Below are 11725 nucleotides of genomic sequence, written 5' to 3'. Positions count from 1 at the left end.
AGTCGCACCCAGCAATGCCGCCCGCTTTGCTTGAACCCGCCCAGCCAGATGCGTAACAGCCATTTGCCCCGTCCCCTCAGCCGCCACAATCGGTTATCAACCGGACGGTAACATTAATGCATCGCAGCTCCAACACGCACTTTGACCTGCCGCTTTCCCAAATCTGGCAACCGGGTGAACAGAGCTCACTCCACGCAGCCGACGCCGTGAAGCCAGCTAATTTTCATAATGCGAAAATTGTTTGCTGAAGGGCGCGCCGACCGGGCTTGGACCCTGGCGGAATCTCCGCAAATATTGACGCCGGCGGTCACTGTGATACGCACCCACCGCAGGTCCAGACGTGATTCACGCCATAGCTGGCGGATCCAGCCAGGCCACTGCCACCCTTGGCCGCAACCCACGTCAGGCGATTCACAGTGTGCTGACAGGTAGCACACGTCAATTCAGGCAAACCCGCCAAACGAGGCTTGCCGCTACAGCTGCGGAGTGAGATCCAATTTGGTCAGGGCACTCATCTGACTGACCTTCCAATCAGCGCCGGAACGCTTCAGGGTCAGCCGATACGACAGGTACCGCAGCGAGGGGATGCCCTTGGTCAGTGGACTGGTCGCGACGGAGTTGGTGTAGACGATCGCGGTGGCCTCATTTGCACTGATACTTTCCACCGCTGTGCCCATCACCTTGGTCTGGTTGGTGACCTGAGCCTGCTTGTTGCTGGCGACGATCGAATCGACGAACTTGCGGTACTCCTCGGCGAAGCCGCCGGCCAGATACTGCTGCGACCGGTCCGCCAGCTTGTCCATGTCATTGGGCGAGTACGACCACAGCGTGGTCACCGCCGCGGCGGCGGTCTTGGCGACCTCGAACTTGTTCTGGACCAGGGCGCGATCCGCCAGATACGGCTGCACCGCGGCACCCGCGAACGCCGACGCACCGACAAACAGGGCCGCCGCCACCACACCCGCGATCAACAGCTTGCGACCGGCAGGACGATGGGGCACCAGCACCACGGGCGCCGCCTCGGACTTCTCCTCGGCTACCTCGTCAACCGCTTCACTGTCCGAATCTTCCTGAGCGGCAGCATCTTCCGGCTCGGCTATGGCCGCCTCGTCGGCCGAAGCGTCAGCAGCCTCGTTGGTCGAAGCGCCAACGGCCTCATCGGCCGAAGCGTCAGCAGCCTCATCAACGGGCTCTTCAGCCGGCGCGGCGTCGACGGGCTTCTGCCGGGGCAGCCGGTGCCTGCGCCGGGCGGCCTTGCCCTGCGGGGCGCCGGCCGGAGCATCGGCCACAGACTCCCCGGGGGTCACATCACCGGATTCATGCGGCTGATCTTCCACTGCTGCCCTTCCTGCGTAGCCGTTACCACCCAACGCGAGCCACTTTCCACGGTCGCGTTGCCGTCCGGCGTCGTCGTCGTCAGCTTCATCGCGATCAGCACGTCCGCGCTGCCGTCGTCGTTCCACCGTTGTACGCCCGCGTCCTCGACGGTCCCCTCCGCCGGTTGCGCGCGCGCCACCTGCATCAGGATCTGGTCGTGCTTGTCCTTGAACTGCTTGGCGAAATCACCGGTGGACTGGCCCGCGATCTTCTCGACGTACGCATTGGCGTGGAACGGGTCGACCGCGGTGAAGCCCCTCATGAACTCTTTGACGTAGCCCAGCACCGCCGCCGACTTGGCCTGGCTCGCCACGTCCTTCTCGTGCTGAACCAGCAGATAAGTGCTGGCGCCGATGGCGGAGAGCACCAAAACCGCTGTGACACAGGCAATCACGATCAGCGTCACGCGCCGGGGCGCCGCCGCAACAGCCTTGAAGTAGTCACCGGCGACGAAGCGCTCGGCAGCATCGATCTTGCGGCGCGGGCTCATCAGCGTCCTCCCCGCGGGCTCTTGAGCACCGTCAGATTCGACAACTGCCACTTGCCGTCAGATGACTTCACGAAGTCGACCCGCACCGTGGCGGTGATGAACCGCAGGGTGTTGGCGTCGACGCCGCGCTGCCCCTGCAGCGCGAGCAGCATGGTCGCCTGATCTGTGCCGGCACTGAGGATCGCGCTGCTCACCGCGTAGTACTGGTTGGTCGTCGGCTTCTTGCTCACCGCCTGCTGCTGCTTGATCAGCTGGTCGCGGTAGCCGTCGGTCACCAGCGCCTGCGCGGTCTTGAAGTCGTTCTGATACGTGTCGATGCCGTAGCTCAGGACGTGCTCGACGATCTTGGGGCCCTGCTCGGAAATCTGGTGCCGCGCCTCGTCGACCGCGCGGTCATGCCGGAACTGCACGCCGTAGCTCAGCCCCACCGCCGCCAGACAGACCAGGGCGCCCGCCACCAGCACCTGCCCGGCCCGGCGGCCCGGATCCCGCTCGGGAGCCGGGACAACGCGAACTTCGGTGTGCAGCAACAGATCTGCGAAGGTGCGGTGCCGCGGGTCCCACAGCGGCCACAGCCAGCCCAGCAACACCGCGACGGTGTCCAGCAGATGCGCGAGGTCACGCAGGACCAGCCGGCCCATGCCGGCGGGAACGCCGGCGGGGACCCGCTCCACCCGGATGGCGAACAGCGACCGGCCCACGCTCCACCCGGTGATCGACGGCAGTAGCCACCGGTTCACCAGGATCGCGGCCGCGGCCAGCGTCGCCAGGGCGGCGTACACCCACAGCGTCCAGTCGGCCCGGGCGGCGTAGCCCAGCAGTGCCATCACGGTGATGATCGCCAGGCCCAGCAGCACGTCGAGCGCGAAAGCGCCGGCCCGCGCCGGCCACGAGGCCAACACCGGTGCCGCTTCGGACTCGGACCCCGTGCTGACTGCTTCGGCGCTCGTCGTCTCCTGACCAACCGTCACGAGGTGACCTGGTCGAGCTTGGCCACCTTGAACTTTCCGTCCACCGGTGCCATCTGCGCGCGCATCCGGTAGCCGACTTCCTTGTCCTTCTCGGCGCTGTTGTTGATCTTCACGCGCACCGCCACCAGGACGTCGATGGATCCGTCGTCGTTGTGCTTCTCGACGGCCGCCCGCATCTGCGAGATCTGCACCTGCACGTTGGCGGCCTTGTACGCCTCGAGCGTGATGCCACTCATGAACGACGCCTGCGTCTGGTACGCGCCGGTGGCGCACTCGATGATCTTCGTCTGCGCGGCGATCATCGCCGTCGTGTCGGGAGCCTGGGTGGCCGTGACGCAGTCCTTGGCCGCCGCGATGGCGGCCGTCTCGTTCGCCGCGAGCGCCTGACTCTCCCGATGCGACTTGAGCGCGAACCAGCCGCCCGCACCGACCGCGGCGGCCAGCGCCACGAGCGCCACGCACACCGTCAGGGCGATGCCCCGCCCGATGCGGGCGGGGCGCTGCGCGCCCTCTGATTCGCCGGTTTCGCCCGGCACCAATCCCGAACTGCTCCTCGCGTGCGCCTCGATCGATTCCTCGGCAGACGGCTCTGTCGTCACCACGTCCTGCGACGTGACGTCCTGCTCATCGGTGGGGTTCAGCTGGCTGGTGCCAGCATCTCCTTCCATCCGTCGTCTCCTGGGTTGCTCGAGTTACTGACCGAATACTTCACACCATTCGGTCCGACCACCTGACCGCTCTGCGGGTTGTAGGTGGCCTCTGGTCCTGCTGCCGGAGTGTAGAGGCACTTGTTGGGTTGCTGCCCGCTGCACTCCACCGTGCCCTGCCCCGGTGCACTGACCGGGTCACTGGACGGCGCCGACGCCCGCTCCGGGGGCGGCAGCATGTTGGCCGGCAGCGGGTTCATCCCGTTGTTGATCGACGGCGCCGGGATCACCTTGCCCGGGTCGACCGGCTGATCACAGCGCGCGGCGGGAGCCGGGCAGTTCACGATCTGGTCCGGCGTGCCGTACCACGGGTTGGTACCCAGCGGCTCGTACGGCTTGTTGTCGCGGCACTCCATGGGGCTCGCCGCGCGCTTCGCCGGGTTGTCCACACAGGGCAGGTTGCGGGAACCGCGGACCGTGTTCTGGGCGTCCTTCGGGATCTTGCAGTACAGACCCGACTCCAGCGGTGCGGTCGACGTGTCCGCCGGGGACCGCCACTTCGACGCCGGCAGGAAGCCGGTGAGGCAGGGCGGCGGCTGGTTGATGCCCAGTGCCAGGTTGATGGGCAGTTCCTTCTCGTAGACCGCCGTCAGCGAGTCGACGATGGGGCCGGCCATCGGCAGCACCACGAGCACCTGCTCGAGGCCCTTGTTGTACCGCTTCAGCATGTCCAGGACGATCTCGACGTTGGCCAGCGACTGCGGCAACGCGTCACGGACCTCGCCGAACACCGCGTTGAGCTGGTCCGCCGTCGGCGCACCCTGCTGGATGGCGCCGCGCAGCGCCGCGTCCTGCTGGGCCGACTGCCCAGCCAGCACGTTCAGGTTCCGGGCCCACCGCGAGATGGCATCGCCGGACTTGACCTGGCTGTCGATGATCGGGCCCGAGTTCTGGACGATGTCGTCGACCGAACCGAGGTTCTCCTTGAAGTCGCCCGCCAGCGCCTGGGTGCCGTCGACGAGGTGCTGCAGCGACGGGCCGAGCCCACCGACCGCCTCCGCGGTGTAGTCCAGCAGCGCGCCGATCTTCTCCTTCGGCAGCGAAGCGAGCGCGTTCTGCGTCGCATCGAGAGCCGGACCGACTTCCTTGGGGACGGAGCCCTTGGTGATGGTCTGACCGGCCGCGAGGTACTTCGTCGACGGTTTCTCCGGCGGCACCAGGTCGATGAACTGCTCACCGACGGCGGACACCGAGTGCACGTTCGCCGTGACGTTGTCCGGGATGTTCACATCGTTGTTGACGTCCATGGTCACGCGCGCGCCGCGGGCCGTCGGCTCGACGGACAGCACCTTGCCGACCTGGTTGCCCAGGTAGGTGACGTTCGCGGTCTTGTACAGACCGCCCGAGTTGGGCAGTTCGGCGTACAACCGGTGCATGCCCACGCCGAGGTAGGTCGGCAGCTTGAGGTACACCAGGGACAGCCCGACCAGCGCCGCGACGGTCACGATGCTGAAGATGATCAGCTGAATCTTCAGAAACCGGGTGAGCATCGGTCACTCCCCCCTTTCAATTCGCGGACCGCCGGGCGCGTTGGCCGGGTTCGGGGTGAACCTGACATCCGGGATCATCGTCGCCGGATCGCGGCCCCACGACTGCTCGAGGGCGCGCGCCATACCGGACAGGCCGGTGCCGGTCAGGATGCCGTTGTCGATGGCACTCAACGTCAGGTCGAGGTGCAGCGAGAGGTTCATGTAGTCGCCGCGGATGACCTTCGGGATGTTGTCGATCGGGAACGGCAGCGTGAACAGCAGCTTCATGGCCGGCACGAGGTTCGGCGACGTCTTCGCGATCTGCTTGAGCGCTCGCTGCAGCGTTGCGAGGTTGGTGTGCAGGTTCGCGTTGCTGTTCGACAGCGTCGTGTCCGCAGCCTTCGACAACCGGCCCAGCGCCAGCACGGCGTTCGAGAACAGGTCCTGGGTCTTGTTGAAGTGCTCGATCAGCGGCGGCGTCTCGGTCAGCACCCGATCAAGGGTGTCGTTGCGATCCGCGACGACCTTCAGCAACGTGTCACTGGAGCGAATGGCCCGCGTGATGTCCTCGCGCTGCTGATTGATCTCGTCGGTGAAGGTGTCCAACCGGTGCAGGAACTCTTTGATCTGATCCGCGCGCCCGTTGAGGATGTTGTAGACCTCGGACTGGATCTTCTCGACGTTCGGCACACCGCCGCCGTTGAGGATTCCGGAGATACCGGCCAACGTCCGCTCGATGGTCGGGTACGCCGACGAGTTCTTCAACTCGATGGTGTCGCCGTTGCGCAGCGGTTGGGACGACGGATCGGCCGGCGGGTCCAGCTCGAGGTGCTGGGCACCCAGCAGGCTGGTCTGTCCGATCTTGGCCTGCACGTTGCGTGGCAGGTTGATACCGGGGTTCAAATCCACCGTGAGGGTAGGCACCCAGTTCTTCAGCTCGATCGCACGCACCCGGCCGACGAACACGTCGGCCACCCGGACCCGGCTGTTGGCGTTGAGGCCCAACGTTTCCGGCATCTGGACGTAGATCGTCGAGTGGCCGTCCACCGTGCCCGGACCACCGGGCAACGGCACGTTGGCGATACCCCGCCAGCCGCAGGAGCTGAGGATCAGCGCCGCCGCCGACAACACGCCGACCCGGCGGGCGTTACGCGCCCACCCACCGCGATGCCGCGATGCCGAGGGTGACTTCGGCCCCATGGACCCGGTCATCATTGGCCTCCAACTTCGGCAGGAAGTGCGGGTCCGGCCGGCGCGGGCGCCGGAGCCGGTCCTGGGGCGGGCCCAGGTGCCATGGCACTCATCGGGCTCGGATCGTTACCCGGTCGCGGCGGCGAGACCGGTCCCGGCTGCGGGTACCACGGCGGCGGCAGCGGGCTGCTCTCGTTGTAGGCGTTCGGCGGTCCCGACATGTTGACCCCACCGGTCGGCGGAATGATGTCCGGCCCACCCATGAGCTCGCTCAGCGATTCCGGGGTCAGCAGGTCCTTGGTCGACTGGCCGACGTTCAGGCCCTGCATACCGGGAGCGGTGATCCAGCCCGGCTCGTGCTGGCCGTGCGACCACGGAGTGTCGGGCGAGAACACGCCCGGCACGGTCGTGTCCTTGTATCCGCCCGGGGGCTGCAGGCGCGGCTCCGAGTACGTGACCAACTTCGGCAGCGTCATGGCGGTGGTCGCCATGTTGATACCGAACGGCAGATAGTTGAACTTGATGGCGTCCATCACCGGGGCCAGGTACTGCGCGCACAGCTCCGCAGAATCCTGGTAACCCAACCGGCTACCGGCCTGGATCGAGCTGCAGATGAACTGCAACGGGTTCGAGTTGGTCACGCCCGGCAGCACACCGGAGGCGATCAGACCGCCGGTCGCCGGCGAGTAGATGTTCTCGAGGTTGGCCAGGAAGTTCGGGTAGGCGTGCAACGCACGTTCCAGGCCGTCCCGCGGCTCCGGCTGCAGAATGGCCGTCGTCGCCTCGGACACGTTGTTGATGTCGTGGGCCAGGACGCTGCCGTTCTTGTCCAGGAAGCTCCGGGTCGTCGCCATGACCTGGTTCAAATCCTTGAGCGCCGACGCCAACTCCTGGTCGGTGTTGGTGAACTTGTTCGTGAACGACGCCAGGTCGTTGTTCAGCGAGACGAACTGCTGGTCACTCTTGTGCAGCGCGTCGACGAACACCGCCAGGCTCTTGATCACCTGGAAGAAGTCACCGCGACCCGTGTTCAGGGTGTTCACCGCATCCGACAGACCCTTGAGGGTCTTGTTGAACTGGGCGCCCTTGCCCTCGAAGCCGTCCGCGAACGACTCGATGATGTCGCCGAACGGGCCCTTCGGCTGCTCCTTGGTCGGACCCAGCTCGGCGAGGATGCGCGTCAACTGGTTGCGCAGCTCGTCGTACTCGATCGGGATCTGGGTGCGTTCCTTCGGGATCACGGCACCCTCGGCCATCGTCGGCCCGCCAGTGTAGGGCGGCGACAGCTGGATCACACGGGACGCGACGAGGCTCGGGTTCAGCACCGACGCCGACGCGTTCTGCGGCACCTTGAAGTGATTCGAGTAGTGCATGACGACCTTCATCTGGTCGCCGTGCGCCTCGATGGTGTCGATGGCACCGACCTCGACGCCCATGATCAGCACCTTGTCGCCCGGATACAGCGCGAGGACCTCGGGGAAGTACGCGGTGATCGTCGTGGTGGTGATCTTGCGGTACAGCTGCAGACCGAAGAAACCGAGGAGCACGATCGCCACAAGCGCGAGCGCACCACCGATGACCGTCCCCTTGGACAGGTTCGGTTTCTTGATGTTCCGGATGTTGAAAACAGTCGACATCGTGGCGGCCCTATCCTTGCGACCCTGGCGGGAGGAACGGCGGGTTACCCGGCAACGGCGCGGTACCGGCCGGACCGGCGCTGGGACCCGGTCCCGGCGGCGCCGGCGGCGCGATCAGCGGCCCGGGGATCGGAGCGAATCCAGGCGCGATGTCGCTGTCACCGGGCTGCGGCGTGAGCGGAACCGTCCGGGCACCGACGGGTGCCGGCGGCAACGGCACCGGCGTACCGGGCACGTTCTCAGCCGGTTGTCCCGGGAAGGCGGCCGACGGCACACCAGGTCCGGTGGGAACCCCGGCCGGGTTCGGCGCCGACGGGATGACATCCGGCGGACCGTAGGCCGGGCCACCGAACGGACCGACGCTGAGGTGCGAGCACGGCAGCGGATCGGCCGGCGACGGATCGGCACCCGCTCCCGGGGTGTACGAGCACGGCGAGCCGGGAGGCACCGCCGGGCCGGGGTGCTCCGGTGTGCCTTCGAGCTTCGGCGGGGCCGGCGGCGGCGCACCGTTGGCGAAGCGCTTGCCGTTGGGATCCGGCCACTGCGCCTCCGGCAGACCGGCGCTGCGCCAGAAGTCTTCGGGGTTCAGGCCACGCTTCTTGAACGCGGCGTCCACGAACGGCTGCATCAGCTGCGGCGGCAGGATGTTCTCGACCATGACCTTGAAGTACGGGCCAGAGGCGATGGCCTCCGACAGCGAGGCCACGAACTTGCCGGCGGACACCAGGGTGTCGGCCAGATCCTGCTTACGGGCGACCAGGATGTCGCCGATGGTCCGGAGCTGTTCCAGGACGTGGTTGATGTTCGGGTTCTCGTCGATGGTCGCCTTCAGCTGGTGCGACACCCGCGAGACGCGCTCCAGCAGCAGGCTGATGGCCTCGCCGCGCTGGTTCAGCGAGTGCAGCAGCGCCTGGGCATTGACCAGCAGCGCATTCACCTGACCACTGCGGTCGCCGAGGATCGTGGCGATCTTGTTGGCGTTGCCGAGCAGCGAGCGGACCTGCTCGTCGCGCTTGCCGATGGTCTCGGACAGCTTCTGCACGCCCTCCAGCGCGGCGGTCAGGTGCGGCGACGTCTGATCGACCGTCTCGGACAGGACGTTGAGCGACTCCTTGACGACCTTGGTGTCCCAGCCCTGCGAGGCCCGGGTGACGTCGAAAATGGCGTCGTAGATCTGGTAGGGCGTCGAGGTCTGGCCCAGCGGCAACGTGCCGCGCGGCGGCAGTTTGTGGGTGCCCTTGGCCTCGATCTCGATGGCTTTGCGGCCCAGGATGGTCTCGGTCTTGATCAGCGCGCGGCTGTCCGTGCCGATCGTGTTGGTACCGATGTCGAAGCCGATGATCACCTTGTCGCGATCGATGTCCATGCTCTTGACCGTGCCGACGTTGACACCGTCGATGCGGACGTAGTCGCCGACCATCAGGCCACCGGAATCGCTGAACTGGCCGTAGTACGTCGGCGCAGCAAACAGCATCGGCACCTGGGTGACCGACGCACCCACGGCCGTGACGAGCACGACGGCCGCCAGACCCATCATGCCTCTGCGGACCCGATCGGACCCTTCTATGGACCTCACTTCGGCGTGCACCTTCCCGACGGCTGGTTGGTGAGCTTGACTGTGCGCACGGGGCCACCCGGCTGCAGACCGTTCATCTTCAACTCGATGTCGCAGACGTAGAAGTTGAAGAAGTCGCCGTAGACACCACCGGAACGACCCAGGATTTTCAGTGCCTGGGGCACCTTCTGCAATGTGTCGTTGAGCTGTTCCTTCTGGTCGACCAGCGACTGCTGCGTGGTCTCGAGGTAGCCGAGGGTGCTGTGCAGCAGCTCGCGGTTGTCGCCCAGCAGGTCGGCGAGCGAGCCGGCCGCGTTGCTGATGTTCGCCACCGAGTCCGCGATCGGATCGGAGCGCTGCTTCAGCCCGGTGACCAGGGACTCGAAGTTCTTGATGGTGTCGTCGAACTGCTTCTGGTGCTTGACCGTGGTGTCGAGCACCGTGTTGAGGTTCTTGATCACCTCACCGATGGCCTGGTCCTGCTCGCCGATGGTCGAGGAGAACGACGCCGTTTGATCGAGGATGTTGTTGATGGTGCCGCCCTCGCCCTGGAAGATCGTGACGAGCGACGAGGCGATGGTGTTGACCTTCTGCGGATCCAGCGACCGGAACAGCGGCCGGAAGCCACCCACCAGGGCATCCAGGTCCAGGGCCGGCTCCGTGCGGTCGACCGGGATGGTGCCGCCCGGGGGCAGCACCTGGTTGCTGTCGCCGCGGCGCAGGTCCAGGAACCGGTTGCCGATCAGATCGAGGTAACGGATGTGGGCCGTGGTCCCCTGGTAGAGCGACAGGGACTTGTCGACGGTGAAATGCACCCGCGACCTGCTGCCACCGTCGATCAGTTCGACGTCGGTGACCTTGCCGACCTCGACGCCGTTGGCGCGCACGAACTGGTCGGCCTTCAGACCGCTGCTGTTGGTGAAGATCGCCGAGAACTCGTTGGTCCGGCTGAACCGGAACTGACCGAAGACGATGAAGATGCCTGCCGTGAAGGCCAGCAGGACCGCGGAGAAGATGGCGAGTTTGATCGCCGTGCCCTTGATGCTCATGGGTTGATCGTGTTCTCCCCGTCTTGACGACCCCAGACGTACTCCGATGCGAACGGCGATCCGAGACCGAAGTGGTTGTACGGCGCGATCGATGCGCCGGTATCCATCACCATGTAGGGCATCGGGAGGATGTCCTTGGTGACCGTCCAGCAGCCCGGGCGTCCCATCGGACCGCCGGAGGCGTTGATCCGTGGGAGGTTGTCCGGGTACACGTACTGGTTGGCCGCACCGACGAGCTCGGTGTGGGTCACCAGCGAGTAGCCGTTGCCACCGAGGCCCTTGGCCGCGGCCGGCGCACCGGCGGCGAATCCGCGGAACAGGCAGTCGAGCTCAGGGGCGTACTTGTCGAGCACCCGCGAGGTTGGCAGCAGGTCCTCGGCGCCGCGGACCAGGTAGGGGCCGCCGCGCTCGAGGATGTCACCACCGGTGTTGCCGAGGCCGACGGCCGACATGAGGGCCTGGTCGATGGTGCCGCGCTGGTCGTTCAGCGTGCGCTCGGTGGTCACCGCGTTCTTCAGGCCGTCCCACAGATCCGGCGAGGCCTTCGAGTACACCTCGGACAGGTCGGCGAGGGCCTTGGTGTCGTGCCGGATGGTCGGCATGCGCTGGTTCAGGTCGGCCAGGATGACGTTGCCGTTGACGAGCGACTGCCCGAACTTGTCACCGAGCCCGTCCAGCGCCTGCGCGGCGGCGGTCAGGGTGGCGTTCAGCTTGATCGGGTCGACCTGCTCGGAGATCGCCGTGATCGTCTCGAACAGGGTGTTGAGCTCGGTGGTGACGCAGGCCGTGGCCGGTGTCGGGGGCGAGCACTTGGAGACGTCGATGGTGTCGCCGCTCTTGAGCCGCGCGTGCTCCGGATCGGTCGGCGAGGTGAACGAGACGTACTTGCTACCGAAGACCGTGGTGGCCAACAGCTTGGTGTTGACGTTCTTGGGCAGCAGTTCGAGGTACTTCGGGTCGACATCGAGCTGCAGACGGGCCTTCGTGTCGTCTTCCTTGCCGACGACGTTGATCTCCTTCACGCGGCCGATGGGGACCCCGTTGTAGGTGACCTTCGAGCCCGGGTCCATCGACAGGCCGGACCGGGGCGACACCACATACAGCTTGGCCTTGGTGTCGAAGTAACCGCGGAACTGGAACCAGACCACCACCAGGACGAGGGCGGAGACCACCGCAAGGATGACGCCGACGACCTTGTACGGCGGCGTGCGGTCGGTGTTGAGCGGCGCGTGGACCTGCCCCTCGGCGACGGGCGGCTTCGGCTGTGGGTTCGTCATCG

At 66.3% G+C, this 11725-nt stretch carries 10 protein-coding genes; all 10 read right to left on the bottom strand.

Annotation, left to right across the window (positions count from 1 at the left end; genetic code table 11):
• Positions 1-473: 473 nt before the first annotated feature.
• From ACZ5IQ_RS00630 to ACZ5IQ_RS00585, 10 genes are read right to left on the bottom strand one after another with little or no spacing between them, the layout of a single operon-like run.
• Positions 474-1337, bottom strand: a complete 864-nt coding sequence (locus ACZ5IQ_RS00630; RefSeq protein WP_464480643.1) for a mammalian cell entry protein — start codon at positions 1335-1337, stop codon at positions 474-476.
• Complete coding sequence (locus ACZ5IQ_RS00625) at positions 1304-1867, bottom strand: mammalian cell entry protein (RefSeq protein WP_464480642.1); 564 nt, start codon at positions 1865-1867, stop codon at positions 1304-1306. Before ACZ5IQ_RS00625 ends, ACZ5IQ_RS00630 begins: the two co-directional genes overlap by 34 nt.
• Positions 1867-2838, bottom strand: a complete 972-nt coding sequence (locus ACZ5IQ_RS00620; RefSeq protein WP_464480641.1) for an RDD family protein — start codon at positions 2836-2838, stop codon at positions 1867-1869. Before ACZ5IQ_RS00620 ends, ACZ5IQ_RS00625 begins: the two co-directional genes overlap by 1 nt.
• Positions 2835-3506: a hypothetical protein gene (locus tag ACZ5IQ_RS00615; protein WP_464480640.1), complete on the bottom strand. Its 672-nt coding sequence runs from the start codon at positions 3504-3506 to the stop codon at positions 2835-2837. The genes ACZ5IQ_RS00620 and ACZ5IQ_RS00615 overlap by 4 nt, the downstream gene beginning before the upstream one ends.
• Positions 3476-5035, bottom strand: a complete 1560-nt coding sequence (locus ACZ5IQ_RS00610) for a virulence factor Mce family protein (RefSeq protein WP_464480639.1) — start codon at positions 5033-5035, stop codon at positions 3476-3478. Before ACZ5IQ_RS00610 ends, ACZ5IQ_RS00615 begins: the two co-directional genes overlap by 31 nt.
• A gap of 3 nt (positions 5036-5038) precedes the next feature.
• Positions 5039-6226, bottom strand: a complete 1188-nt coding sequence (locus ACZ5IQ_RS00605) for a virulence factor Mce family protein (RefSeq protein WP_464481519.1) — start codon at positions 6224-6226, stop codon at positions 5039-5041.
• Positions 6226-7842, bottom strand: coding sequence for a virulence factor Mce family protein (locus ACZ5IQ_RS00600; protein ID WP_464480638.1), 1617 nt, complete (start codon positions 7840-7842; stop codon positions 6226-6228). The genes ACZ5IQ_RS00605 and ACZ5IQ_RS00600 overlap by 1 nt, the downstream gene beginning before the upstream one ends.
• Before the next feature lie 10 nt (positions 7843-7852).
• Complete coding sequence (locus tag ACZ5IQ_RS00595; RefSeq protein WP_464480637.1) at positions 7853-9418, bottom strand: MCE family protein; 1566 nt, start codon at positions 9416-9418, stop codon at positions 7853-7855.
• On the bottom strand, positions 9415-10446 hold the full coding sequence (locus ACZ5IQ_RS00590) for a virulence factor Mce family protein (protein WP_133425774.1): 1032 nt from the start codon (positions 10444-10446) through the stop codon (positions 9415-9417). The genes ACZ5IQ_RS00595 and ACZ5IQ_RS00590 overlap by 4 nt, the downstream gene beginning before the upstream one ends.
• Complete coding sequence (locus ACZ5IQ_RS00585) at positions 10443-11723, bottom strand: MCE family protein (protein WP_212807896.1); 1281 nt, start codon at positions 11721-11723, stop codon at positions 10443-10445. The genes ACZ5IQ_RS00590 and ACZ5IQ_RS00585 overlap by 4 nt, the downstream gene beginning before the upstream one ends.
• Positions 11724-11725: the final 2 nt, after the last annotated feature.

Source organism: Mycobacterium toneyamaense, assembly GCF_055384815.1.
Note: the sequence above shows the minus strand (reverse complement) of the source record. Positions and strands in the feature narration are given on the sequence as shown.

Excerpts from the sequence above, each read along its gene's own strand:
- ACZ5IQ_RS00605 (WP_464481519.1), bottom strand. The coding sequence starts at position 6,226 with ATGACCGGGTCCATGGGGCCGAAGTCACCCTCGGCATCGCGGCATCGC.
- ACZ5IQ_RS00585 (WP_212807896.1), bottom strand. The coding sequence starts at position 11,723 with ATGACGAACCCACAGCCGAAGCCGCCCGTCGCCGAGGGGCAGGTCCAC.
- ACZ5IQ_RS00600 (WP_464480638.1), bottom strand. The coding sequence starts at position 7,842 with ATGTCGACTGTTTTCAACATCCGGAACATCAAGAAACCGAACCTGTCC.
- ACZ5IQ_RS00590 (WP_133425774.1), bottom strand. The coding sequence starts at position 10,446 with ATGAGCATCAAGGGCACGGCGATCAAACTCGCCATCTTCTCCGCGGTC.
- ACZ5IQ_RS00615 (WP_464480640.1), bottom strand. The coding sequence starts at position 3,506 with ATGGAAGGAGATGCTGGCACCAGCCAGCTGAACCCCACCGATGAGCAG.
- ACZ5IQ_RS00625 (WP_464480642.1), bottom strand. The coding sequence starts at position 1,867 with ATGAGCCCGCGCCGCAAGATCGATGCTGCCGAGCGCTTCGTCGCCGGT.
- ACZ5IQ_RS00610 (WP_464480639.1), bottom strand. The coding sequence starts at position 5,035 with ATGCTCACCCGGTTTCTGAAGATTCAGCTGATCATCTTCAGCATCGTG.